Here is a 24,634-nt window from a genome sequence, read left to right as displayed (position 1 = left end):
GACGTGCTCTCCCTCGGGTGCGGCAGGTGGATCCGGCAGGCGGTCGGGCAGGTGGGCAGGCGGGGGCAGGCAGGGGCGATTCCCGTCACATGACCGCGAGTTGGCCGCCGTCGACGACCAGTTCCGCGCCGTGCACGAAGGCCGCGTCGTCGGAGGCGAGGAACGCGTACGCGGCGGCGACCTCCTCGGCCAGGCCCGCGCGCCCCAACGGGATCCGGTTGGCGATGTAGTCGCTCTCGAAGTCGTCATCGCCCATCGCGCCGGCGATCGAGGCGTTCAGTGGTGTACGGATGTATCCCGGGCACAACGTGTTCACCCGGATCCCGTGTCGACCCAGTTCCACCGCCATGGTCTTGCCGAGCAGGAGGACACCTCCCTTGGAGGCGTTGTAGTGCGCGTAGTCCTCCTCGCCGGCGATCCCGTTCGTGGACGACATGTTGACGATCACCCCGCCGCCGCGGTCGACCATGTGCCGGCCGACGGCCTGGGCGACCAGGAACATGCCGCGCAGGTTGACCGCGAGCATGCGGTCGAAGTGCTCGGGGGTGATCTCCAGGAAGGGTTCGCGCCACGCGATGCCGGCGTTGTTCGCGAGCACGTCGATGCCGCCGAGGGCGTCCACGGCGGCGGTGACCAGGGCGCTCACGTCCGGTTCGTGGCTGACGTCGAAGGCCTGACCGGTGATGTCGCCGTACGGGTGAAGCGCGGTGACGGCCGCCTGGACCTCGGCGGGGTCCAGGCCGCTGACGAAGACGCGACAACCCTCGTCGAGGAAGCGCCGGGCGGCCGCGAGGCCGATCCCGCTGCTGCCGCCGCTGACCAGTACCCGCTTACCGATGAGTCCGCGCATCGCTTCTCCTCCGTGGGCTCCGATGAGCCGGGACGGTATCAGCGTTACGCGATACGGTCTATCATTCCATCAGACGGAACGCCATCCCATTACCGACTCGTCCCTAGGGGGGACCTTGACCGGCAACAGCGATTCGCCCGTGATCAGCGTGGATCGAGCACTGCGGATCCTGATGCGTATGGGGGAAATGCCCCGAGGCATCACGTTGGAGGAGCTCGCGGGGGACCTGGACGTACCCAAGAGCACGCTGCACCGCCTGCTCGGTGCGCTCAAGCACCGGGGTTTCGCCTCCCAGCCCGAGCCCAACGGCCCGTACTTCATCGGGAGCCAGTTGCTGGCGACCGCGTTCCGCTTCCACGACGACATAGATCTGCGCTCGATGGTGCATCCGCTGCTGGCGGACCTGCGCAGGCTGATGGACGAGACGGTGCACGTGGCCATCCTGGACGCCGGTGAGGTGGTCTATCTGGACAAGGTCGAGGCGTCCGGCGCGATCAAGCTCTCGTCCGTGATCGGCGGCCGAAATCCCGCGCACAGTACGGGAGTCGGCAAGGCGTTGCTGGCCTGGACGTACCCGACCGACGAGGCGCTGCGGGCCTGGGCGACGCCGCGGCTGCCGCTGCGCGCGGCGACCCGGCACACGCTCACCTCGGTGCCCAAGCTGGCCGCCGAACTCGAGGAGGTGCGCGGCCGCGGGTACGCGACCGACCTGGAGGAGAACGAACTGGGCCTGCGGTGCGTGGCGGTGCCGCTGTTTCTGGGGCGGTCGGCGCCTGCGGCCGCGATCAGTGTGACCGGACTGAAGTCGCGGATGACCTCGGCGCGGATGGCCGAGCTGGCCGAGGCGCTGCGCTCGCGCGTGGCGGAATGGGCCGGCGCCGCCGGCTAGGACGGCGTGCGGCCGAGTGTCGTCGAACGCCGGGCGGGCTGGAATGTTCGACCCGGGCGCGTCTCGAAGTGCCCGGAAGCGACACGCAGTGTGATCTGAATTCCCTGCACAGTAAGCGAATTGCCCGAGACCCCCGAACCGGAGAGTTGCCGGTTCGGGGGTCTCTTGACATCTTCGACGGCCCGTTGTTTTACTCACCACACCACTTGGAATTGCGTTCCGCTAGACGGAACAGCGAATGACGGGGGAGTGGGAATGAGACTGGCGACAGTCGAGTACGAGGGTCGGCCGGTGGCCGTCGTCGAGCGTGAGGGCGGGCTGTACCGACTCGACGGGCCCGGCGACGGCACGCTCGGCGCGCTGGTCGCGGCCGGTCCCGAGGCGCTGCGCGACGCGGCGCTCGGCGCGACGGAAGAGATCGAGGCCGGCCGGCGGCTGGCCCCGTTGCGGCCCGGGAAGATCGTCGCGATCGGGCTGAACTACCTGGACCACATTCGCGAGGCCGGGGTGCAACCGCCGGAGAGCCCACTGGTGTTCGCCAAGTTCCCGTCCAGCGTGATCGGCACCGGGGAGGCGATCGTGATCGACGCCGAACTGACCGGGAACGTCGACTGGGAGGTCGAGCTCGGCGTGGTGATCGGCCGCACGCTGCGGCACGCGGACAAGGACGAGGCGATGGCCGGCATCGCCGGCTACACCGTCGCCAACGACGTCTCGGCACGCGATCTCCAGTTCGCCGACGGCCAGTGGGTGCGCGGCAAGAGCCTGGACACCTTCTGCCCGCTCGGGCCGGTTCTGGTCACCCCCGACGAAATCGCCGATCCGCAGGCGCTGGTGCTGCGCACCCGGGTCAACGGCGAGACGGTGCAGGACTCCTCGACCGCCGAGATGGTCTTCGGCATCGCCGAGTTGTTGTCCTACTGCTCGCGGGCCTTCACCCTCGAACCCGGCGACCTGGTGCTCACCGGAACCCCGTGGGGGTGCGGCGCGTTCATGAACCCGCCGCGCAGGCTGGTGCCGGGTGACGTGTTGGAGACCGAGGTCGAGGGCATCGGGGTGCTGGTCAACCCGGTCGTCGACGTCGACGCGTTGCCGGGCCGTCGGTGATCGTCGGCGGTTCCGTCCCCGGCGCGGGGGCGGGGCCGACCCTGCTGTCGCCGCCGGCGGCGGTGCTCGGCGAGAGCCCGTGCTGGGACCCGCACACCGCCCGCCTCCTGTGGGTGGACATCCCGGCGGGCCGGATCCACTACCTGGTGCCCGACACCGACCTGCACGGCTGGTACGACGTCGGCACACCGGTGAGCGCGGTGGTCCCGCGCGCGGCCGGCGGCTACGGCCTGGCGGTGCGCGAGGGGTTCGCCGTACTCGACCCAAACGGCACGGTGCGCGTGGTCGCCGAGGTGGAGGCCGACCGGCCGGGCAACCGGATGAACGACGGGGCCTGTGACGAGGCGGGCCGGTTCTTCGCCGGCACCAAGGCCGAGGACGACACCCCCGGCGCGGGCGCCCTCTACCGACTCGACCCGAGCACCGACACCGGCCACCGGCTCGAGCCGGTACGGGTGTTCGCCGACGTGACCAACTCCAACGGGATCGCCTGGAGCCCGGACGGGCGACTCGTCTACTACGTGGACACCGGGACCCGGCGGATCGACGTCTGCGACTACGACCCGACGACCGGCACCGTCTCCGACCGCCGACCCTTCGCCGAGATCGGCGCCGAGGCCGGTTGGCCGGACGGACTGGCCGTGGACGCCGAGGGCGGTGTGTGGGTCGCCCTGTGGGAAGGCGGCGCGGTCCGCCGGTACACCCCCGACGGCCGACTGCACCGGACCCTGTACGTCCCGGCCCGCCGGGTCACGAACTGCGCGTTCGGCGGCGCCGACCTGGATGTGCTCTATGTGACCACCGCCGCGACCGACGACCGGGAGCCGCTGGGCGGCCGGTTGTTCGCGTTCCGGACCGGGATCCGCGGTCTGCCCGCGCACCCCTACCGAGGCTGACCTCCCGTCGCGGGCGCACACCGCCGCGACCCACGAACGACACGACGCCCGCCCCTGGGTGAGATGGAGAGTGCACGTGAACCGCAACCGCACCGGCAACGGCGCGACACAGGGGGCACGACGGTGAGGGCGCTCGTGTTCACCGGCCCCTCGACCGTGGAGATGGACGACGTCGCCGAACCCGAGGTGGGCGAGGACGACGTGCTCGTCCACGTACGCAGCGCGGGCATCTGCGGCAGCGAACTGCACGGCGTGCGCACCCCGGGTTTTCGGGTCCCGCCCCTGGTGATGGGCCACGAGTTCGCGGGTGTCACCGATGAGGGCGTCCCGGTGACGGTCAACCCGATCCTGTCCTGCGGCACCTGCGACCTGTGCCGCGACGGTCTGCGTCAGGTCTGCCGCGAACGCCGCATCATCGGCGTGCACCTGCCCGGCGCGTTCGCCGAGCGGGTCGCCGTCCCGCGCTCCGCGCTGCACAAGCTGCCCGAGGAGATGTCCTGGGAGGCGGCCGCGGTGGTGGAACCGGCGGCCAACGCGGTCCACGCCTGGCGGCTGGCCGACGTCGCGCCCGGCGCCCGGGTCGGCGTGATCGGCGCCGGTGCGATCGGTCTGGTCTGCGTGCTGGCCGCGCTGACCGAGGACACCGCGAGCATCGCGGTGGCCGACCGCTCGCCCGAACGCCGCCGGATGGCCTCCCTGTTGGGCGCCGCCACGGTCGGCGGCGAACTCTCCGGCGAGTTCGACGTGGTCTTCGACGCGGTCGGCACCGGTGAGACCCACGAGCAGTCGGTACGGCTGCTTCGCCCGGGCGGGGTGGCGATCTGGCTCGGCCTGGCCGACGCCGGCGCGGGCTTCGACGCGACCATGCTGGTGCGTACCGAGAAGCGGGTGCTGGGCTCGTTCGCCTACACCGACGACGAGTTCGCCCGGGCCGCCGAACTCGTCGGCGGCTGGGGCCTGGGTTGGACCGCCAGTTACCCGCTGGAGTCGGGCGCGGAGATCTTCACCGACCTGATGCGCGGTGGCAGCCACCCGGTCAAGGCGATCCTGCGCCCGTGACGCGGCCCGTGACGAACCTCCCGCCCCACCCGACACCCACAGCGAGGTGACCCGAACATGGCAAGGATCGTGCTCATCGGAGCCGGCAGCATCACGTTCGCCAAGAACCTGCTCTCCGACCTGCCGACCTACCCCGAACTGACCGACGAGATGACCGTCGTGCTGCACGACATCGACGTCGATCGGCTGAACACCGCGGAACGGATGACCCGTTGGATGATCGAATCGCTCGGCGTCGGGGCCCGGGTCGAGGCGCACCTGGGCCGCCGCCGGGCGCTGGCCGGCGCCGACTACGTGATCAAAACACCGGCACGCAGCGGGTGGCCTTCCACGGCAGCCTGCCGGAGAGCTGGGTGCCCAACCTGACCGTCGTCCAGCAGTAGGCCCCGAACGGGCATCCCGGCCGCCGTCCATGGCCGGGATGCCCTCGACGACACGACAACGCCTGCCCGGCCCCGGAACCTCGGGGCCGGGCAGGCGTTGTCGTGTCACGGCCGACCCGCTCGTGGCCGGCGCGGGTGGGGGCGTCCCGTCCGGCGGGACGGAACGCGGCACCGGCCGGGCCGGCCCGGGCCGACGGTTGGTCCTCAGACCGCGGCCGACAGCGCCTCGAACTGCTCGTCGGACAAATCGATCCCGGCCGCCTCGATGTTCTCCTCCAGGTGCGCGACGCTGGAGGTGCCCGGGATCGGCAACATCACCGGGGAGCGGTGCAGCAGCCAGGCCAGTGCCAACTGCGACGGCGCCGCGCCGTGTTCCTTGGCGGCCTGGTCCAACGGTCCGCCCGGGCGGGCGAGTTCGCCGGTGGCCATCGGGAACCACGGGATGAACGCGATGTTCTCCCGCGCCGCGTAGTCGAGCACGGCCTCGGCCTTGCGCTCGGCCAGGTTGTACAGGTTCTGCACGGAGACGATCTCGACGATCTCCCGGGCCTCGCGCAGTTGCTCGACGGTGACCTCGGACAGGCCGATGTGTCGGATCTTGCCCTCCTCGCGCAGCCGGCCGAGTTCGCCGAGCTGGTCCGCGAGCGGGACCTGCGGGTCGATCCGGTGCAGCTGGTAGAGGTCGATCCGGTCCAGGCCGAGGTGCCGCAGGCTCAGTTCGGTCTGCTGGCGCAGATACTCGGGCCGGCCGAGCACGCGCCACTCGCCCGGCCCGGTGCGGGCGAAGCCGCCCTTGGTGGCGATCACCACGTCCTCGGCGTACGGGTGCAGGGCCTCGCGGATGAGCTGTTCGCTGACGAACGGGCCGTACGAGTCGGCGGTGTCGATCAGGTTCACCCCGAGTTCGACGGCGCGGCGCAATACCCGGATCGCCTCCCGGCGGTCCTTGGGCTCGCCCCAGACACCGGCCCCGGTGAGCTGCATCGCGCCGAACCCGAGTCGGCGCACCGGCAGGTCGCCACCGATCGGAAAGACACCGGACGCGTGGGCGGGGCCGGACGCGGACGAGACGGTCATGTGTGCTCCGTAGGGGTCGGGCGGCCCGGGCGGGCCGGACGGTTCGGACGAGGTCGTGGCCATTGTGCACCGGTGGGGCGGGTGCGGTCGCTGGGCGTCACCGACTCGCATGTCACGGCTACGGGCCGGAATGTCCATCCGCACGGTGACCAAGTTCGCATGTCTATTTGTACACAACGACGCGTTCGCGGCACCGCTACCCTCCCTACTGTTTGCCACTCGTCGAGGCACTCGATCCACGGATGGAGCTGTTCATGGTCTGGCTCATACAGGACTACCGCGAGGAGGACCTCGCAGCGGTGGTGCACCTCATCGACACCACGACCGGCCTCGGCCAGGAGTCGGTCTTCTCGCTGTCGGAGTGCATCAATGCGCTGACCTCGCGGCAGCCCGCGATGGTGGCGCGCCGGGACGGCGCGGTGGTCGGGGCGGCGCTGGCCACGGTGTCCGAGGGGCGGGCCTGGGTGATGCGGATCGCCATCTCGCCCGCCGCGCGCGGTCTGGGCCTGACCAGCACGCTGTTGCTCGCGCTGGAGCGCAGGCTGGTCGAGGAGCGGGTGCGGCGGATCGCCTACGTGCTGCCCGAGGAGGACTCGCGGGAGCAGGGCCTGCGCAACGCGGGCTACGAACGGCGCCCGGCGGTCGCCTACTTCGAGAAGGTGGAGCCGGTCGACGACCACGCGGCGGAGACCCTGGACCGGCTCGGCGGGCGGATGTTGCCGGGCGACCTGTGGTCGAAGGTGGCCGGCATGGAGGTGGAGAAGAACCTGATCGAGCGGCGGGTGGTGCTGCCGTTGGCCGACCCCGAGCGCGCGCTTCGGCACGGGGTGGAACCGCCCAGCGCGATCGCGTTGTTCGGCCCGCCCGGAACCGGCAAGACCACCTTCGCCCGGGCCATCGCCTCGCGCCTGGGCTGGCCGTTCGTGGAGTTGTTGCCCTCGCGACTGGCCGACGGCGGCAACCTGGCGGCGGCACTGCGCGAGGCGTTCGGGCGGCTGGCTCGGCTGGAGCGCATCGTGGTGTTCATCGACGAGGTCGAGGAGATCGCGCCGGTACGGCACGCCCGGGCCGGCGCCGTGCACGCGGTGACCAACGAACTGCTCAAGCTGATCCCGGCGTTCCGCGAACACGGCGACCGGCTGCTGGTCTGCGCGACCAACTCGGTGCGCTCGCTGGACCCGGCGTTCCTGCGACCCGGCCGGTTCGACTACATCATCCCGGTGGGCACGCCGGACGCGGACGCGCGCCGGGCGATGTGGACCCGGTACGCGTCCGCCCGTCCGGACGTGGACCTGGACGCGTTGGTGGCGGCGAGCGAGTTGCTCACGCCCGCCGACATCGGCCACGCGGCGCGGATCGCCGCCCAGGCCTCCTTCGAACGCGACCTGTTCGACGAGGCCGCCGGCGGCGACGGTCCGGGCGCGGGCACCGACGACTACCTGGACGCCCTCGCCCAGTCCCGCCCCACGGTGACCGCGAGCATGGTCGAGCTCTTCGAGGAGGACATCACCACCCACGCCCGGGTGTGACGGCTTCGCCGCGCCGACCGGGACTCCCCGGTCGGCGCGGCGACGACGGCGTGCACCGGATCGGCAACGCGCACCCGTGCGCCGAGTCGCCGAGTTCGCTGACCCGACGGTCGCGGATCAGCAACTCGCGTACAGGTAAGCCGAGTTGCCGGGTGCGGTGACCTGACGGTCGCGGAGCACGACGGAGACCTTGCCGCCCCAGCCGCGGCACGCGGTGTCGAAGTCGGCCCGGGAGTACTCGACGACGAAGACACGATTGGCGAAGGCCGAGGCGTAGGCGCCGCACTCGTCGTAGTGGCCGCACTCCTCGGCGACCGCGAAATCGAAGCCGATCTCGGCGCGGCGGCCGGCCAGTTCGACGGTGTTCTTCTGCCCGATGGCCAGGCCCGCGGCATGGGCGCGCCCGGTCAGCAGCCGGGCGAACGCGGCGTCGTGCTCGAGGGTCAGCAGGCCGCCCGAGCGGCTGTAGGAGTCCAGGTTGTCGGGTTCGACGGCCTGGAAGCCGCTCTTGGCGCAGTCGTCGATCCAGGGCCCGACCACCCCGATCAGCTTGGCGCGCTTGGCCTCGGTGGACACGTCGAGCAGGGCCTCGCCCCAGTCCTCGTCCAGCACCACCTTGCCGCCCTTGCGCAGGAGCAGGTCCGGGTGCTCCTTCTCCCACCACGCCCGCGCGTCCGGCTGGGTCTGGAAGGCGTTGACGTAGCAGATGTTGTATCGCCCGGGTTCGGGCCGCGCGCCCCGATCGCGGATCAGCACGCGCACGTTCGCCGGCGGCGGGTAGGGGCCGCCGATCTGGTAGTCGAACGGGGCGTCGGCGGCGGGCGGCACGACCTGCTTCGCCGAGCCGCCGGGTGTCGCCTGCCCGGGCGGCGCGGGGGTGTTCGGGGCCGGGGCGGCCCCCGGCGCCGTCGGATTCGCCGTTGCCGTCGGGCTCGCCGACGTGGTCGGGACCTCCGGAGCCGTCTCGCTCACCGGCGCGGCCGGGCTCGCCGCCGTCGATGCCGCCGACGGCGAACCGGCCGCCGCCCGGGGCGGATTCGCGTCCGCGTCCGACCCTCCTTCGGACCCGCAACCCGCCACGGCGGCCAGCGCCAGGGTCAACGCGACCGCCGCGCGGGCGACTCCGCGGCGTCCGTGGCGTCTGCGGTGGCCGTGGCGTCCGCGGTGGCCGCGGAAAATGAACGAACCTGACACGTGCACTCCTTGCGTGACGGGCCGAAACCGCGCTCACCCGGCGCGGCGAATTCCCGCCGGTGGATATCTGATCCCGGTAATAAATCGAGGTTCGCGCGGGAACGCTTCCGCGTTCCACGACTATAGCCCGATTGCCGGGAGCAAATTATCGCCGAGAATGATCATGCCCGGGAATCACGCATCCGGATAAACGACCCTGCCGGAATCCACCCGCGCCCGGCCGAATCCGTCATATCAGGCCGCGGTGCGCATCGGTGCGGAAAGGGCTTTCGGGTCGAAACCGCTCGCGGTGACCGTGCCATTCGCATCCAGCAAACCGAACACCGGATATCCGGCGACCGCGAATCCCCGGCCCAACGGCCCGTCGGCAGGCTCCACCACGACCCGCGCGACCGCGGTCAGCGCGGCGACCTGCTCACGGGTGTCCGCCTCGTCGCCGTGCACCACCGCGAGCACCCGCCGGCCCTCGCCGCCCGCCTTGCGCGCGGCCTTCACGAACAGCGGCAGCCGCTCCGCGCAAGCCGGGCACCCCGGCGAGAAGAAGCCGAACAGCACGGCCCCCAAACCGTCCCGGGACACTGCCTCACCTGCGGTGGTGACCGCGGCGAAGGCGGGCACCGTCGCGCCCACCGGCAGCACCAGGTCCGCGATGTCCGCATCGTGTCCGCCGTGCCCCTGCCCGCGTCGCGCGCGCAGCTTGCGCACGACACCGAAGGTGAGCAGCAGGTTCAACAGGCACAACACGGTGACCAGGACCACGGCGGCGATCAGCAACGGCATGGCGACTCTCCCGAGGCGGCGAAGGATGTCGGCCGACCTCAGGGCCCGCCACACACGGGCGAACGGGATCGGCGTACAGGATCCGTGAACGGGACCGCGAACACGACCGGGCGAAATGTATCCCCGGGCCCGCCAATGGCATCAGTGCTCACCCGGAGCCGGTCCGAAACAAAGAAGATACTCGTCGATTCGGGCCGCTCGCATTCTCTTGCCACTCGGCGTCGAACGGGTTTAGCGTCGCCTCCGGCAGAAGCACACCCCGCTTCCGTCGAATCGACCCTGCAATGGAGGTCCACGATGAACCGTGTGATCGGCACCATGGGCGACAAACTGTTGGGACTCGTCCTCCGCGAGAAACGAGCCGGGGCGTGTGTCCCGGAACACGGCCAGTTCTGCGCCTGCCGTAGCCACTACCGCTACGTGTACAGCTGCAACGGTCCGTGCGTGAAGACCGCCACCCGCTGTTGATTCCGCCATCGCACGGGACCCCGGAGGGCGGTACGCCCCCGGGGTCCCGGTTGCGCCCCCGCGCGGTCAAGGTCGCCCTCACCCTCCAGTTCCGGGCCGCGCCGGTGGGCGCCGCGCTTTTGTTGGCCTGTACCGTGCTGATCGGCGTGCTGCCCGCCCTGGTCGCCTGGTCGACCAAACTGCTCTTCGACGAGTTGGGCCGAGGCGCGCAGGTCGACTCCGGACGGGCGGTGGCACTGGGCCTGGTGCTCGCGACGCTCGGCGCGGTGCTCGCCGTCCTGATGCAACTGGCCGCCTACCTGGACGAGGTGGTCCGGCGTCGACTGGTGGTCACCGTCGAGCGGGACCTGTTCGCCAAGGTCAACGAGTTCCGCGGACTGCGGCGCTTCGAGGACCCGGCGTTCCACGACCGGCTGCGGCTGGCCCAGCAGGCCTCCGAGGACGCGCCGCACAACATCACCATGTTCAGCCAGGAGGTGGTGCGTTCCGCCGCCGCGCTGAGCGGGTTCACCGGAGTGTTGTGGGCCGTGTGGCCGCCGATGGTGGGCCTGCTGTTCCTGGTGGGCGTCGCCGCGTTGTCGGCCCGGCTGTCGATGGCACGCGGGCAGGTGGCGGTGCTCGAACTGACCTCCGGGAAACAGCGCCGCCGGCTGTTCTACCGGTCGTTGCTGACCGACCCGCGTGCGGCCAAGGAGATCCGGCTGTTCGGGTTGGGCGACTTCCTGCACGGCCGGCTGGTACGCGCGCTCGCCGAGGCAACCGACGCCGAACTCGCGGTGGCCCGACGCGGCATGCTCGTCCAGGCCGGATTCGCCGCGCTGAACGCGGTGGTGGCGGGTCTGGGCATGGTCGTGGTGGTAGCGGGCGCCGCGCGCGGGCGATTCACCGTCGGCGACGTGATGCTGTTCACCGCCGCCGCCGCGGGTGTGCAACAGGCCTTCACCGGCGTGGTCTCCCAGGCCGGGATGGCCGCCGAGGCGATCCGGCTGTTCGGCCACTTCCTGGACCTGATGGACACCCCAGACGACTTGGCCGCCGCCACCACCGGTACCGGGCAGGTGCCCGCGCTGCGCAAAGCGGTCGAGTTCGACGACGTGTGGTTCCGCTACGACGAGCACGGGCCGTGGGTGCTGCGCGGCGTGCGCCTGGTGATACCGGCCGGCGGCGCGGTGGGACTGGTCGGGCGCAACGGCACCGGCAAGAGCACGCTGATCAAGCTGCTCTGCCGGTTCTACGACCCGGACCGGGGCACGATTCGCTGGGACGGCGTGGACATCCGCACGATGGACGTGGCCGCGCTGCGCCGCCGGATCGGGGTGACCTTCCAGGACTACATGACCTACGACCTCTCGGCGGCGGAGAACATCGGCATCGGCGACCTGGCCCACCGCGAGGACCTGGTCCGGATCCGGGCCGGCGCGGTGTCGGCGGGCATCGACGCGGACCTGTCCGCGCTGCCGGACGGCTACCGCACCCAGTTGAGCCGGGTGCACCTGGACGAGGACGACGACAAGGCAGGCGTCACGCTGTCCGGCGGCCAGTGGCAGCGCGTAGCGCTGGCCCGCTCGCTGATGCGCGCCGACGCGGACCTGCTGATCCTGGACGAGCCCAGTTCGGGCCTGGACCCCGAGGCCGAACACGACGTGCACCGCACACTGCACCGGCATCGGGCCGGCCGGACGAGCCTGCTGGTGTCGCACCGGCTCGGCGCGCTGCGCGACGCGGACACCATCGCCGTGCTCGCCGACGGCCGGATCACCGAACTGGGCCGCCACGATCAGTTGATGGCGTTGGCCGACGGGCACTACGCCCGGCTGTTCGGGCTCCAGGCGGCCGGCTACCGGGACTCGGACCGACAGGACGACTCGACCAGGATCGCGGAGGACGCGCAGTGAACCCGAGAACACGCGGCACCCTGGTGCTCGCCGCGGTCGTGGCGACCGCGACGCCGATCCTCTGGGCGGTGCGCTCGCGGGTCGCCCTGGTACGGGTGACCGGAATGAGCATGGCGCCCACGTTCGTGCACGGCGAGCGGTTGATCGTACGCCGGACCACCACGGTGCGACGCGGCGACGCGATCGTCTTCCGCAACCCGGTCCGGTTCGGTGCGGAGGACGAACTGCGCTGGTTGGTCAAGCGGGTGGCGGCGGTCCCCGGCGATCCGGTGCCGCGCGAGGTGCGCCAGGCGGTGCACGCGGTGCGCGGGACGCGGGTGCCGCAGAGTTCGCTGGTGGTGCGCGGGGACGCGGCGCGGACCCAGGACTCGCGGCACTTCGGGTACGTGCCGACCTCGACCGTGCTGGGCGTGGTGGTCGGCGGACGCTGAGGCCCGGCGTGCCGCGCCCCGACCGGGGCCGCCGAGGGACCGCTCCCTTGACGGGTTCGACCGTGGGGTCGTACGTTCCCTTGCATCGAATTGAAACGTTTCATTTTCTGTGCGTCAGGAGAGTGCTCCCATGCCGGACCACACGATGGTGCGGGCCGCCCTGCGCGCCCAGCGGATCGAGACCCCCTCGTGGGCCTACGGCAATTCCGGCACCCGGTTCAAGGTGTTCGCCCAGGAGGGCGTGCCGCGCGATCCGTTCGAGAAGATCGCGGACGCGGCCCAGGTGCACGCCTTCACCGGGGTGGCGCCGATCGTGTCGCTGCACATCCCGTGGGACCGCGTCGAGGACTACGCGGAACTGGCCGAACACGCGCGGAACCACGGCGTACGGATCGGCGCGATCAACGCCAACGTGTTCCAGGACGACGACTACATGCTCGGCAGCGTGACCAACCCCGACGCACGGGTGCGGCGCAAGGCGATCGACCACCTGCTCGCGTGCGTGGACGTGTTGGACGCGACCGGATCGCGCGACGTGAAGTTGTGGTTCTCGGACGGCACCAACTACCCGGGGCAGGGCGACATCGCCACCCGGCAGGGGCACCTGGGCGAGGCACTGGCCGAGGTGTACGCGCGACTCGGCGCGGACCAGCGGATCCTGTTGGAGTACAAGCTCTTCGAGCCCGCGTTCTACATGACCGACGTACCGGACTGGGGCACGGCTTACGCGCACTGCCTCAAGCTCGGCCCCAAGGCCGTGGTGTGCGTGGACACCGGACACCACGCGCCGGGCACCAACATCGAGTTCATCGTGGCGTTCCTCTTGCGTGAGGGCCGGCTCGGCGCGTTCGACTTCAACTCCCGCTTCTACGCGGACGACGACCTGATGGTGGGCGCGGCGGACCCGTTCCAACTGTTTCGGATCATGCACGAGGTGGTACGCGGCGGTGGGCTCGATCCGGCCGTCGGAGTCAATTTCATGCTCGACCAGTGCCACAACATCGAGCCGAGGATCCCCGGCCAGATCCGCTCGGTGACCAACGTCCAGGAGGCCACCGCCAAGGCGCTCCTGGTCGACGCCGAGGCTCTGGCCGACGCGCAGCGGGCCGGCGACGTCCTCGGCGCGAACGCCGTGCTGATGGACGCCTACAACACCGATGTCCGCCCACTGCTGAAGGAGTTGCGCGAGGAGCAGGGGCTCGCGCCGGATCCGGTCGCGGCGTATCACGCGTCGGGTCACGGCGATCGCATCCGGGCCGAGCGGGTCGGGGGCACACCGGCCGGCTGGGGCGCCTGAGCCCGGGTCCGCTTCGCCCGCCTCCGGCACTGCGCCGTGACGCGTTTCCGCACCGCCGCACCGCGTCGTACCACACCGCATCGCACCGCATTTCCGCATTTCCGCGCCGCGCCGTACCGCATTTCCGCGCTTGCGCGCAGCGCCGCAGTTCCGTACTTCCGCACCGCGCCGTACCGATGTACAAGGAGCCCGCCGATGTCCGGCACCCCGTCCGAGGTCGATCGTCTGCTCAGTCGTTCCCGTGCGCTGGGCGCGGATCCGCGCAACACCAACTACGCCGGAGGCAACACCTCCGCCAAGGCCGACGGGATCGACCCGGTCACCGGCGCGGCGGTACCGCTGATGTGGGTCAAGGGGTCGGGCGGAGACCTGGGCACGCTGACCGAGGACGGGCTGGCCGTGTTGCGGCTCGACCGGCTGCGCGCGTTGGTGGGGGTGTACCCGGGCGACGAGCGCGAGGACGACATGGTCGCCGCGTTCGACTTCTGCGCGCACGGCAAGGGCGGCGCCGCGCCGTCCATCGACACCGCGATGCACGGTCTGCTCGACGCCGCGCACGTGGACCACCTGCATCCCGACTCGGGCATCGCCCTGGCCACCGCGGCGGACGGCGAGAGGCTCACCGCCGAGTGTTTCGGCGACACCGTGGTGTGGGTGCCATGGCGCCGACCCGGATTCCGCCTCGGCCTGGACATCGCGGCCATCCGGGCGGCCAACCCGCACGCGATCGGGTGCGTGCTGGGCGGGCACGGGATCACCGCATGGGGTGACACCAGCGCCGAGTGCGAGCGCAACTCGCTGCACATCATCCGGGGCGCGGAGAAGTTCATCGCGTCGCGGCACGACCCGGCCCGGCATGCGTTCGGCGAGCTGCTGGCCGAACCGCTGCCCGACACGCAACGGCGGGCCCGGGCCGCCGCGTTGGCGCCCGTACTCCGCGGACTCGCCGGCACCGACCAGCGCCGGGTCGGCCATTTCACGGACAGCGCCCCGGTGTTGGAGTTCCTGTCCCGGGCCGAGCACCCCAGGCTCGCGGCGCTGGGCACCTCGTGCCCGGACCACTTCCTGCGTACCAAGGTGCGGCCGATGGTGGTCGACCTGCCGGCCCACGCGCCGATCGAGGACGTGCTCGCCCGACTGCCCGAGTTGCACGCGAAATATCGTGCCGAGTACGCCGCGTACTACGCCCGGCACGCCGAACCCGACTCGCCGGCCATCCGCGGCGCCGACCCGGCGATCGTGCTCGTGCCCGGCGTGGGCATGTTCTCCTTCGGCCCGGACAAGCAGACCGCCCGGGTGGCGGGCGAGTTCTACGTCAACGCGATCAACGTGATGCGCGGCGCGGAGACGATCTCGACCTACGCGCCGATCGACGAGCGGGAGAAGTTCCGGATCGAGTACTGGGCCCTGGAGGAAGCCAAGTTGGCCCGCCGCCCCGCGCCGCGGGCGCTCGCCGGTCGGGTGGCCCTGGTCACCGGTGCGGGTTCGGGGATCGGCAAGGCGATCGCCGAACGGCTGGTCGCCGAAGGGGCGTGCGTGGTGGTCGCGGACGTGAACGCGGTGACCGCCGGCGAGGTCGCCGAGGCGCTCGGCGGTCCGGACCGGGCCGTCCCGGTCACCGTCGACGTGACCTCCGAGGAGGGCATCCTGGCCGCGTTCGCCGCGGCGGCACTGGCCTTCGGCGGCGTGGATCTGGTGGTCAACAACGCGGGCCTGTCCATCTCCAAACCGCTCCTGGAGACCACGGCCCGCGACTGGGACCTCCAACACGACGTGATGGCGCGCGGCTCCTTCCTGGTCTCGCGCGAGGCGGCCCGGACGATGATCGCGCAGGGCACGGGCGGCGACATCGTCTACATCGCCTCCAAGAACGGGGTGTTCGCCGGCCCGGACAACATCGCCTACGGCGCGACCAAGGCCGACCAGGCACATCAGGTGCGGTTGTTGGCGGCCGAGTTGGGTCCGCACGGGATTCGGGTCAACGGCGTCAACCCCGATGGTGTGGTGCGCGGATCGGGCATCTTCGCGGCCGGGTGGGGTGCGCAGCGCGCCGCGGTGTACGGGGTCGAGGAGGACAGGTTGGGCGAGTACTACGCGCGGCGGACGTTGCTGGGGCGCGAGGTGTTGCCGTCGCACGTGGCCAACGCGGTCTTCGCGCTGACGGGTGGGGAGTTGTCGCACACGACCGGCCTGCACATCCCGGTGGACGCGGGCGTCGCGGCGGCGTTCCTTCGCTGAGTCCGTCGAGTCCGTCGAGTCCGTCGAGTCCGTCGAGTCCGTCGAGTCCGTCAAGTCCGTGGGCCCGTCGGGCCCGTCCGGTTCGGCGAGTCCATCGAGTTCGTCGTGTAAGTCGCGTCCGTCGAGTCCGTATCGACGAGGTAAGAGGAGGTGTTGGGCATGCATACGCCGCGGACCTTTGTGGCCGTCGATCTCGGGGCTTCCAGTGGGCGAGTGCTGGCCGGGCGGGTGGGTCCGGAGTCGCTGACGGTGAGCGAGGCGCATCGCTTCGTCAACCGGCCGGTGCGCGTCGCCGGCACACTGCACTGGGACGCCCTGGCGTTGTACGGCGGCGTTCTGGACGGGCTGCGGGCCGCCGGACGCACCGCCGGGACGCCGGTGAGCGTGGGAATCGACGCGTGGGCCGTCGACTTCGGGCTGCTCGACGCAAGCGGGGCGCTGCTCGGCAATCCGGTGCACTATCGCGACGGTCGCACCGAGGGGGTGCCCGAGCGGGTGTACGCCCGCGTGCCCGCTGCCGAGCTGTACGCGATCACCGGGATCCAGCACGCGGGCTTCAACACCGTCCACCAACTCGTCGCGGCGGCCGACACGCCGCAATTCGCGGTCGCCCGGCAGGCGTTGCTGATTCCGGACCTGATTTCCCACTGGCTGACCGGGGTGGCCGGCACCGAGGTGACCAACGCCTCCACCACCCAGCTCCTGGACCCGGTCTCCGGGCACTGGTCGACCGCGATCATGTCGGCGCTCGGGCTGGATCCGAACCTGTTCCCACCGCTGCGGTTGCCCGGCGAGGCCGCGGGTGTGCTCGACGCCGAGGTGCTGGCCGAGACCGGACTGCGCGGACCCGTCCGGGTCACCGCCGTGGGATCGCACGACACCGCGTCGGCGGTGGTCGGCGTGCCCGCGCGCGGCGATCGCTTCGCGTACATCTCCAGCGGGACCTGGTCCCTGGTCGGTGTCGAACTCGACGCGCCGGTGCTCACCGAGGAGAGTCGGCGGGCCAACTTCACCAACGAGCTGGGCGTCGACGGCACCGTGCGCTACCTGCGCAATGTGATGGGGCTGTGGCTGCTCCAGGAGTGCATGCGGCACTGGGACCGGCTCGGTCGACCGCATTCGCTGGAGCGCCTGCTGGACGACGCGGCGAAGGTGCCGGCGCTGCGCTTTCTCGTGGACGCCGGTGATCCGGTGTTCCTGGCGCCCGGCGACATGCCGGACCGGATCGCGGCGGCCTGCCGTCGCGCCGGTGGGCCGGTGCCCGGCACGCCCGGCGAGACGGTGCGCTGCATCGTGGACAGCCTGGCGCTCGCCTACCGCACGGCCGTCCTGGACGCGCAGCGCCTGTCCGGACACGTCGTCGACGTCGTACACGTGGTCGGCGGCGGAGCACTGAACACGCTGCTGTGCCAGACCACCGCCGACGCGTGCGCACTGCCGGTGGTGGCCGGGCCGACCGAGGCCGCGGCGCTGGGCAATCTGCTGGTGCAGGCGCGGGCCGCCGGGAGCGTGACCGGTTCACTCGCGGACCTGCGCCGGCTGTTGCGGACGACCCAGCCGCTGCGCCGGTACGAGCCGCGGGACGGGGCCGGCGGGGGCGACTGGGCGAGGGCGGCGGATCGGCTGCCGGTGCGACCGGCCCCGGTCGGCTGAGGGGGCGGGGCGCGGCGTCCCGGGCGGTACGGGCTCGGGCGGTAGGGGCTCGGGGTGCGAATCGTGCGGACGTGCCCCGGGTGTCGCCCGGTCCGCACGTGCGGTCGGCGCCGATCCGGGGCGCGCGGCGACAACCGTTAGGCTGCCCTGATGGCGCCCGCCGGAGATTACCGGCCTGGAGGAGCGGATCGATCCCGGATGACGACGTCGAGCATCAAAGAGGTGGCCCACCGGGCCGGTGTGTCGGTGGGCACCGTGTCCAACGTGCTCAATCACCCCGAGCGGGTGGCCGAGTCGACCAGGACCCGGGTGCTCGAAGCGGTGGCGCTGCTCGGGTTCGTCCGCAACGACTCGGCCCGTTCGCTGCGTTCGGGCGTCGCGAACACCGTGGGCCTGATCGTCCTGGACGTGGCGAACCCGTTCTTCACGGATGTCGCGCGCGGTGTGGAGGACGCCTGCAACGAGACCGGCTCGGTGGTCATCCTGTGCAACTCGGACGACTCCGGGGCCAAGCAGGAGCGGTATCTGCGGGTGCTCCAGGAACAGCGGGTCCGCGGCGTGCTGGTCACTCCCGCGCGGGACGCCGAGTTGCCGGTGGCGGAGTTGCGGGCGCGGGGCCTGGCCGTGGTGCTCCTCGATCGCACCGACGACCGGGCCGACCTGTGCTCGGTCGCGGTGGACGACGTGGTCGGCGGCCGGTTGGCCGCGGAGCACCTGGTGGCCGAGGGGCATCGCGAGTTCGCGTTCGTCACCGGTCCCCTGGGCATCCGGCAGTGCGAGGACCGCCGTCGGGGTATGCGGGCCGCGCTGCGGGACGCGGGACTGCGACTGGGTACGTCCACCCGGGACGTGGTGGTGCCGGCGATGAACGCGCGCTCGGGCGCGGAGGCCGCCGGGCGGCTGCTCGCGGCGGGCCGGCTGCCGTCGGCGGTGTTCTGCGCCAACGACCTGCTCGCGATGGGGCTGATGCGCGAACTGCTGCGCGCCGGGGTGCGGATTCCGCGGGACGTCGCGGTGGTGGGCTACGACGACATCGAGTTCGCGGCGGCGTCTGCCGTCGCCTTGACCTCGGTGCGTCAGCCCACGTATCGGCTCGGGCGTACCGCCGCCGAACTGCTCTTCGAGGAGAGCGAGCAGCCGCGCTCGCATACCCATCGACAGGTGGTGTTCCGGCCCGAGTTGGTGGTGCGCGAGTCGACGACGAGCGGCGGCGGGACCGGGTAGGTCCCGCCGCCGCACGGTGTGGCGCTGTGCTGTCGCTCGGTGGTGTCGGTCAGAAGGTCGTGGTGACCGATGTGCCGGCGAAGGTCTGCTTCGCGTGCAGGGTGATGTAGTGGTACCCCTCGTGCGGCGCCGTGATGGTCAGCGTCTCGGCGTTTGTGCTCTGGGTGGACTTGGCGGTGTAGGCGGTGTTCGTGGCCCACACGGTGCTGTTGTAGTAGAGATCGGCGTTGCCGGTGCCGCCGGCGGTGGTGATGTTCAGGCGGGCGGTACCCGCCGGGATGTAGATGTAGAAGTAGAGCTTGTCGTTTCCACCCGTCGCCGCGGACAGCGCGCTGCGCCGGCAGTTCTTGGCCAGGGCGCGGATGTCGGGATCGGTGCACTCGGCGGTGCCGCCGCCGGTGACCGTGACGTTGTGGGTGACGGTCGCGGTGGCGCCCCCGTTGTCGGTCACGGTCAATCGTACGGCGTAGGTGCCGGCGGCGTAGGTCTTGGTCGGGTTGATCGCGGTCGAGGTGGTGCCGTCGCCGAAGTCCCAGGCGCGGGTGGCGATGGTGCCGTCGGGGTCGGTGGAGGTGTCGGTGAAGGCGACCGAGGTGCCGTTGACGGCACTGGTGAACTGCGCCACCGGCGGCCGGTTGGCGGGAGTTCCGCCGCCGCACTCGCCGGCCGCGCAGGCGGCCAGCCACGTGTACCAGTCGCTGTCGTAGCGGTTGCCGATGGTGCTCGTCAGGAACGTGCGGGCGCCGGTCCAGTCGCCCGCGCGGTAGTAGCCCAGCAGCCGGGTGACGTCCGCGGGGTGCTTTTGCAGCATGTACCGCACCGCGAGGTAGCCCCAGCGGTAGATGCGGGTCGTGTCGTGGGAGTAGGTGGTGTCGAAGACCGTGCTCAGCGCGTAGGTGTGCTTGCCCGCCTCGGTGATCGCCGCGTCGTAGGGCAGGTTGCGGTAGGAGTAGGAGACGTACTCCGCGAAGCCCTCGATCCACCAGATGGTCGGGGTGCTGACGCCGGCGTCGAAGTCGCCGGCCATGTCGAAGCGGCCGTCGAGGTAGTGCGTGTACTCGTGATTGAGGTTCCAGATCTCGAACGCGGGGCGCGTCCACTCGGCCTCGTAGGCGATGAAGCGCGGCTGGTTGCCGGCCGCGCTCGGGTCGCCCTCCAGGTACATGCCGCCGTTGTTGGTGTCGATGCCGAAGATCGCGCCGGCGTAGGTCTGGTAGTCGGTGCTGGAGTCGAAGACCACGACCTCGATCTTGGTGTTGAGATCGCCTGCCACCGGGCCGTTGTCCGCGACCACGCCGTGGAAGTAGGCGTCCTGGTTGCGCAGGCTGGTGCACGCGGCGGTGAGGTTGGCCGGGGTCATCTCCTGCGCGCGGATGCGGATGCTCGTACTGCACGTGTAGTCCACGGTCAGCACGGCCGCGGTCAGTCGGGCCTGGAGGTTGCAGGTGTTGTAATAGGCACACTGTGCCTTGTCGTAGTAGTCCGTTCCCGAGGCCAGTGCGACCCACAGCGGCGCGGTCGGCCCGGTGATCGAGGTGGCCGCCAGGTGCGTGCGCACCATCGGGCGCACCTTGGCCTGGAGGGTCGGATACTGGACGAACCGGACCAGTTCGCGACCCGCGTTGGTGGTCAGGTACGCGCGGTCGGTCCCGAGCAGGTCGCGGTGCGCGGTCGCGAATCTGTCGACCGCGTCGATGACGCTCTGGTCGGCCTGCACCGCGGTGACGAACTCGGGAACCTGGTGGCCCCGGAAGAGCACGGTGAAGACGTTGTTGACCGCGGCCTTCATCCACCAGGACGCGTCGTACGAGCTGTTGTAGCCCGCCAACAGGCGCTTGACCACGGACAGGTAGCGGGCGTTCTCCTGGGCGCTGTCGATCAGGGTGACGGCCTCGGCCAATGTCTCGCCGTTGGCGTCGGTGACGTCGGAGGAGTGTGCGTTGGCGTAGAAGGCGTCCAGACCGGACCGGATGGCGGTCTGCAACGTGGGGCCGTAGGTGCCGACGGTGGATTCGTTGTACCAGTGCACGTAGTAGCCGGCCCGCAGGAAGAGCACGATCTGCGGGGCGCCGGTGCTGCCGTTGCCCGGATAGGAGCCGGCGAGGTCGCGCAGGGCGTAGGCGACCGTGGTCATCTGCGCCTCACGGAAGATCGAGGCGGCGTCGGGCCCGGTGACCGTGAACAGCGTGTTGACACAGTCCGTGGTCGACGCCTTGATCTGCTGGACGAGCGCGGCGCCGGTGCGGCTCGCGAAGTCGGCGACCGTGCAGGCCGCTGCGGCGCGTCGCTCGCCGGCCATGGACGGGCGAGCCGGCAGTACGGCGCTCGACGGGTCGCCGTAGTCGCGCCGGGCGCTGTCCGGCGCGCTCGCGGACAGCGGCGGTTGGTCGGGTACCGCAAGCGGTTTGCCCTGGGTGTGCGTGGTTCGGTCGGCCGATGCGCTGGGGGCGGTGCCGGCCGACGGGCCGGAGGTGGAAGCGGAGGTGGAGGTCGCCTGGGCTGTCGACGTCGTCGCAGCCGGATCGGAGGGGGCGGCCGATCCGGGCTGGGTGAACAACCCGAAGCCCATGGCGAGCGAGATGGTGACCACCGCGATGCGGCGAAGTCCCTGTCGTGCCGGTTTGGTTCGCAAAGACCGTCTCCTTGCGGAACAGAGGTCGCGCGCACGCGCGCCTCCGATGGGGGTGGTGCCACGGCATGAGCGGTTCGACGTCGGCCCCGATCTGGGACTTCGGAGTCGGCGCGAGTGTGGTCCTGGTACCTGCCTCACCGCAAAGCCCAACGGTGGCAAGGCAGTTGGTGCCGTAGTGGACCGGAAGGGGAGCGTCCGGGCCGCTGCGTGACATGTACCATGTCACAAATCACATTTTGCGTGAAGGCCTGTCGAACACCGAATGCGGCCAACGAAACGGCAGCCGTCGGGGCGGCGTTCGGCGACGGTGGGGCCGTCGGGATCGACGGGGGTGGTGGTGCCCCCGTGGCGACAGGGACGGCGGGGTGGCAGTCGGTCGCGCGGGCGATCCGATTCGGTCGCGGGCGCGTGCCGAATCGATCAACGGCCCTGTGTCCAACCGGAATTGCCGCGCCGATGAGTGCATTCCGATCGATCCCGGTCCGCGCTGATCCCTACTGGTCTAGACCTTGATTATTGGTCCAGACCTTCACTACGCTCGCTCTACTGTGTGAGCCGGACATCCCGGCTCATTGTGGGGCGCAGGTTCTCCATCGGATCCCAAATCCAGGAGCACCCATGGCCATCGGAACCGTGAGGCGCACCAAACGCACCAAGCCGGGCAAGAGGTTCGTCGCGATCTTCGCGGCCCTGCTGCTCCCGCTCGCCGCGATGGTCGGCCTGTCGGCCGCGCCCGCGCAGGCCGCCGCGGGCGCGACCGCCACATTCGTCAAGACCTCCGACTGGGGCAGTGGCTTCCAGGCGGAGTGGACGATCAAGAACACCGGTACCGCCACGATCACGGGCTGGACCGTCGAGTGGGACTTCCCCACCGGCACCAGCGTGGGTGCGTACTGGGACACGCTCATCACCAAATCCGGAACGCGGATCACCGCGAAGAACCGGGAGTACAACGGCTCGCTCGCGCCCGGCGCCGGCGTCAAGTTCGGCTTCGTCGGCAGCGGACCGGGAAGTCCGAGCAACTGCAAGGTGAACGGCGGTCCCTGCGACGGCGCGCCGCCGACGGACAACCCGCCGAGCGCCCCCGGGCAGCCCACCGCGACCGCGACCACCGTCGACTCGATCTCGCTGAGCTGGGCGGCGGCCACCGACGACAAGGGCATCCAGAACTACGACGTCTACCGAGGCAACACCGTGGTCGGCACGACCGCCGGCACCGCCTACACCGACACCGGGCTGACCGCCGACACCGCCTACGTGTACAAGGTCGTCGCCCGGGACACGATCGGCCAGACCGGGCCCGCCGGGCCCACGGGCACGCTGCGCACCAGGCCCACGGGCGGCCCGGACACCCCACCGACCGCGCCGGGCACGCCGACGGCGAGCGCGGTCACCGACACCTCGCTGACGATCAACTGGGCGGCGGCGACCGATGATCACGGCATCAAGAACTACGACGTCTACCGGGGCGCGACCAGGATCGCGACGGTGACCACCACCACCTACGGGGACACCGGTCTGACCGCGAACACCACGTACACGTACACGGTGGTCGCCCGGGACACCATCGACCAGACCGGCCCGGCCAGTGCGCCGCTGACGGTCAAGACCACCGGTGGGGGCACCCCCGGCAACGACTACGTGCGCGTGGGCTACTTCGTGCAGTGGGGCATCTACGGACGCGCCTACACGATGAAGTCGCTGGACACCTCCGGTGCCGCGGCCAGGCTGACCCACCTCAACTACGCCTTCTCCAACATCGATCCGACCAACCTGACCTGCATGAACGGAGTCACCCGAGCCACCCTCCCGGGGCCCCAGGATCCCAACCAGGGCGACGGCGCGGGCGATTCCTGGGCCGACTACGAACGCTCGGTCGGTGCGGGCGAGTCCGTCAACGGGACCGCGGACACCTGGAACCAGCCGCTCGCCGGAAGCTACAACCAGCTTCTTCAACTCAAGGCCAAGTACCCGAAGTTGAAGTCGCTGATCTCGATCGGCGGCTGGACGTACAGCAAGTACTTCTCGGACGCCGCCAAGACCGACGCGTCGCGGCAGAAGTTCGTGAAGTCCTGCGTGGACATGTACCTCAAGGGCAACCTGCCGGTGACCAACGGACGCGGCGGCACCGGTGTCGCGGCCGGCGTCTTCGACGGGTTCGACATCGACTGGGAGTGGCCCGGCGCCGAGGGCCACGCCGGCAACCACATCTCGACCGCCGACAAGAACAACCTCACCCTGCTGATGGCCGAGTTCCGCAGGCAGATGGAGGCGCTGACCGCGACCACAGGCAAGAAGTACCTGCTCACCGCGTTCACCCCGGCCGACCCCGGCAAGATCGACGCCGGTTGGGACATCACCACGAACGACGGCACGCCCGGCGTGTTCGACTACATGGACTTCGCCAACGTGCAGGGCTACGACTTCCACGGTTCCGGCAGCGACAACAGTTGGGAACCCAACCGCACCGGCAACCAGGGCAACCTGTACGTCGACGCGGGTGACCCGTACCCGACCAAGTTCAGCGTGGAATCCACCGTCCAGTACTACCTGGACCAGGGCGTCGACCCGCGCAAGCTCGTGCTCGGGCTGGCCTTCTACGGCCGTGGCTGGCAACAGGTCACGGACGGCGGGGCGCACGGCGAATGGCAGGCCGCCAACGGGGCCGCACCGGGCCAGTTCCCGGAGGAAGCCGGCACCAGGGGCTACGCCAACCTGATCGCGTCGGTACCGAACCTGACCGTCTACCACGACGAACAATCGGTCTCGACCTATGGCTACACCGGCAACAACGGCCAGTGGTGGACCTTCGACGACACGTGGTCCATCGGCAAGAAGACGGCCTGGCTCCGTACCAAGAACCTCCTGGGCGCGATGCTCTGGGAGATGAGCGGAGATACCGGGGTGTTGATGACCGCGGTCGACAACGGGCTCAAGTAGCCCACCTGATCGGAAGGTCGGGACGCCGGTGAGTGGCCGCTCCCGACCTTCCTTCCGTCCGGCCCGCCCGGCGGACCCCGACCCCGCCCACC

Annotated in this window: 19 protein-coding genes; 14 read left to right on the top strand and 5 right to left on the bottom strand. The window is 70.7% G+C overall.

Annotated elements, in window-relative coordinates; translation table 11 throughout:
• Positions 1-85: 85 nt before the first annotated feature.
• Positions 86-850 (bottom strand): SDR family NAD(P)-dependent oxidoreductase, encoded by a 765-nt coding sequence (locus tag ACIBSV_RS00385; protein WP_395858647.1) that lies wholly within the window; start codon positions 848-850, stop codon positions 86-88.
• Positions 851-965: 115 nt separating this feature from the next.
• Here ACIBSV_RS00385 and ACIBSV_RS00380 point away from each other — a divergent pair, with 115 nt between their 5' ends.
• The 5 genes from ACIBSV_RS00380 to ACIBSV_RS00360 all read left to right on the top strand — a co-directional run bounded on the left by ACIBSV_RS00380 (position 966) and on the right by ACIBSV_RS00360 (position 5,167).
• On the top strand, positions 966-1,739 hold the full coding sequence (locus ACIBSV_RS00380) for an IclR family transcriptional regulator (RefSeq protein ID WP_395858646.1): 774 nt from the start codon (positions 966-968) through the stop codon (positions 1,737-1,739).
• Positions 1,740-1,994: 255 nt separating this feature from the next.
• Positions 1,995-2,846 carry a fumarylacetoacetate hydrolase family protein gene (locus ACIBSV_RS00375; RefSeq protein ID WP_395858645.1) on the top strand — a complete coding sequence of 284 codons (852 nt, stop codon included), beginning with the start codon at positions 1,995-1,997 and terminating at the stop codon, positions 2,844-2,846.
• On the top strand, positions 2,843-3,742 hold the full coding sequence (locus tag ACIBSV_RS00370; RefSeq protein WP_395858644.1) for an SMP-30/gluconolactonase/LRE family protein: 900 nt from the start codon (positions 2,843-2,845) through the stop codon (positions 3,740-3,742). The genes ACIBSV_RS00375 and ACIBSV_RS00370 overlap by 4 nt, the downstream gene beginning before the upstream one ends.
• 123 nt (positions 3,743-3,865) lie before the next feature.
• Positions 3,866-4,801 carry an alcohol dehydrogenase catalytic domain-containing protein gene (locus ACIBSV_RS00365; RefSeq protein ID WP_395858643.1) on the top strand — a complete coding sequence of 312 codons (936 nt, stop codon included), beginning with the start codon at positions 3,866-3,868 and terminating at the stop codon, positions 4,799-4,801.
• 57 nt (positions 4,802-4,858) lie between these two features.
• A complete protein-coding gene (locus ACIBSV_RS00360; protein ID WP_395858642.1) occupies positions 4,859-5,167 on the top strand; it encodes a hypothetical protein in 309 nt (102 codons plus the stop codon).
• A 221-nt stretch (positions 5,168-5,388) separates the two neighbouring features.
• On the opposite strand, the gene ACIBSV_RS00355 is transcribed toward ACIBSV_RS00360, so the two are convergent.
• Positions 5,389-6,261, bottom strand: a complete 873-nt coding sequence (locus ACIBSV_RS00355) for an aldo/keto reductase (protein ID WP_395858641.1) — start codon at positions 6,259-6,261, stop codon at positions 5,389-5,391.
• 254 nt (positions 6,262-6,515) lie between these two features.
• On the opposite strand from ACIBSV_RS00355, the gene ACIBSV_RS00350 reads away from it, so the two are divergent.
• Positions 6,516-7,790 carry an ATP-binding protein gene (locus ACIBSV_RS00350; RefSeq protein WP_395858640.1) on the top strand — a complete coding sequence of 425 codons (1,275 nt, stop codon included), beginning with the start codon at positions 6,516-6,518 and terminating at the stop codon, positions 7,788-7,790.
• A gap of 117 nt (positions 7,791-7,907) precedes the next feature.
• Here the strand turns inward: ACIBSV_RS00350 and ACIBSV_RS00345 are convergent, their stop codons facing one another.
• Both ACIBSV_RS00345 and ACIBSV_RS00340 read right to left on the bottom strand, forming a co-directional pair.
• Positions 7,908-8,762 carry an endo alpha-1,4 polygalactosaminidase gene (locus ACIBSV_RS00345; RefSeq protein WP_395859302.1) on the bottom strand — a complete coding sequence of 285 codons (855 nt, stop codon included), beginning with the start codon at positions 8,760-8,762 and terminating at the stop codon, positions 7,908-7,910.
• A 456-nt stretch (positions 8,763-9,218) separates the two neighbouring features.
• Positions 9,219-9,764, bottom strand: coding sequence for a TlpA family protein disulfide reductase (locus ACIBSV_RS00340; protein ID WP_395858639.1), 546 nt, complete (start codon positions 9,762-9,764; stop codon positions 9,219-9,221).
• Between the two features lie 297 nt (positions 9,765-10,061).
• On the opposite strand from ACIBSV_RS00340, the gene ACIBSV_RS00335 reads away from it, so the two are divergent.
• The 7 genes from ACIBSV_RS00335 (at position 10,062) to ACIBSV_RS00305 (ending at position 18,970) form a co-directional block, all read left to right on the top strand.
• Positions 10,062-10,232, top strand: coding sequence for a hypothetical protein (locus ACIBSV_RS00335; RefSeq protein ID WP_395858638.1), 171 nt, complete (start codon positions 10,062-10,064; stop codon positions 10,230-10,232).
• Between the two features lie 50 nt (positions 10,233-10,282).
• Positions 10,283-12,127 carry an ABC transporter ATP-binding protein gene (locus tag ACIBSV_RS00330; RefSeq protein WP_395858637.1) on the top strand — a complete coding sequence of 615 codons (1,845 nt, stop codon included), beginning with the start codon at positions 10,283-10,285 and terminating at the stop codon, positions 12,125-12,127.
• A complete protein-coding gene (locus ACIBSV_RS00325) occupies positions 12,124-12,558 on the top strand; it encodes a S26 family signal peptidase (protein WP_395858636.1) in 435 nt (144 codons plus the stop codon). Before ACIBSV_RS00330 ends, ACIBSV_RS00325 begins: the two co-directional genes overlap by 4 nt.
• A 130-nt stretch (positions 12,559-12,688) precedes the next feature.
• Positions 12,689-13,855 carry an L-rhamnose isomerase gene (gene rhaI / locus ACIBSV_RS00320; protein ID WP_395858635.1) on the top strand — a complete coding sequence of 389 codons (1,167 nt, stop codon included), beginning with the start codon at positions 12,689-12,691 and terminating at the stop codon, positions 13,853-13,855.
• A 195-nt stretch (positions 13,856-14,050) separates the two neighbouring features.
• A complete protein-coding gene (locus tag ACIBSV_RS00315) occupies positions 14,051-16,093 on the top strand; it encodes a bifunctional aldolase/short-chain dehydrogenase (protein WP_395858634.1) in 2,043 nt (680 codons plus the stop codon).
• Between the two features lie 159 nt (positions 16,094-16,252).
• Positions 16,253-17,746 (top strand): rhamnulokinase family protein, encoded by a 1,494-nt coding sequence (locus ACIBSV_RS00310; protein ID WP_395858632.1) that lies wholly within the window; start codon positions 16,253-16,255, stop codon positions 17,744-17,746.
• 198 nt (positions 17,747-17,944) lie between these two features.
• Positions 17,945-18,970 (top strand): LacI family DNA-binding transcriptional regulator, encoded by a 1,026-nt coding sequence (locus ACIBSV_RS00305; protein WP_395858631.1) that lies wholly within the window; start codon positions 17,945-17,947, stop codon positions 18,968-18,970.
• A gap of 49 nt (positions 18,971-19,019) precedes the next feature.
• On the opposite strand, the gene ACIBSV_RS00300 is transcribed toward ACIBSV_RS00305, so the two are convergent.
• On the bottom strand, positions 19,020-21,602 hold the full coding sequence (locus ACIBSV_RS00300; RefSeq protein ID WP_395858629.1) for a collagenase: 2,583 nt from the start codon (positions 21,600-21,602) through the stop codon (positions 19,020-19,022).
• Positions 21,603-22,220: 618 nt separating this feature from the next.
• Here ACIBSV_RS00300 and ACIBSV_RS00295 point away from each other — a divergent pair.
• Positions 22,221-24,542 carry a glycosyl hydrolase family 18 protein gene (locus tag ACIBSV_RS00295; RefSeq protein ID WP_395858627.1) on the top strand — a complete coding sequence of 774 codons (2,322 nt, stop codon included), beginning with the start codon at positions 22,221-22,223 and terminating at the stop codon, positions 24,540-24,542.
• The last annotated feature ends 92 nt before the right edge of the window (positions 24,543-24,634 follow it).

It is taken from the genome of Embleya sp. NPDC050154, assembly GCF_044460165.1.
Lineage (GTDB): Bacteria > Actinomycetota > Actinomycetes > Streptomycetales > Streptomycetaceae > Embleya.
This window is presented reverse-complemented; position numbering and strand designations above follow the sequence as displayed.

Bases quoted from the DNA above. Each gene is read 5' to 3' on its own strand.
- ACIBSV_RS00335 (WP_395858638.1), top strand. From the start codon at position 10,062: ATGAACCGTGTGATCGGCACCATGGGCGACAAACTGTTGGGACTCGTC.
- ACIBSV_RS00305 (WP_395858631.1), top strand. From the start codon at position 17,945: ATGACGACGTCGAGCATCAAAGAGGTGGCCCACCGGGCCGGTGTGTCG.
- ACIBSV_RS00315 (WP_395858634.1), top strand. From the start codon at position 14,051: ATGTCCGGCACCCCGTCCGAGGTCGATCGTCTGCTCAGTCGTTCCCGT.
- ACIBSV_RS00385 (WP_395858647.1), bottom strand. From the start codon at position 850: ATGCGCGGACTCATCGGTAAGCGGGTACTGGTCAGCGGCGGCAGCAGC.
- ACIBSV_RS00340 (WP_395858639.1), bottom strand. From the start codon at position 9,764: ATGCCGTTGCTGATCGCCGCCGTGGTCCTGGTCACCGTGTTGTGCCTG.
- ACIBSV_RS00360 (WP_395858642.1), top strand. From the start codon at position 4,859: ATGGCAAGGATCGTGCTCATCGGAGCCGGCAGCATCACGTTCGCCAAG.
- ACIBSV_RS00350 (WP_395858640.1), top strand. From the start codon at position 6,516: ATGGTCTGGCTCATACAGGACTACCGCGAGGAGGACCTCGCAGCGGTG.
- ACIBSV_RS00310 (WP_395858632.1), top strand. From the start codon at position 16,253: ATGCATACGCCGCGGACCTTTGTGGCCGTCGATCTCGGGGCTTCCAGT.
- ACIBSV_RS00375 (WP_395858645.1), top strand. From the start codon at position 1,995: ATGAGACTGGCGACAGTCGAGTACGAGGGTCGGCCGGTGGCCGTCGTC.
- ACIBSV_RS00355 (WP_395858641.1), bottom strand. From the start codon at position 6,261: ATGACCGTCTCGTCCGCGTCCGGCCCCGCCCACGCGTCCGGTGTCTTT.
- rhaI (WP_395858635.1), top strand. From the start codon at position 12,689: ATGCCGGACCACACGATGGTGCGGGCCGCCCTGCGCGCCCAGCGGATC.
- ACIBSV_RS00295 (WP_395858627.1), top strand. From the start codon at position 22,221: ATGGCCATCGGAACCGTGAGGCGCACCAAACGCACCAAGCCGGGCAAG.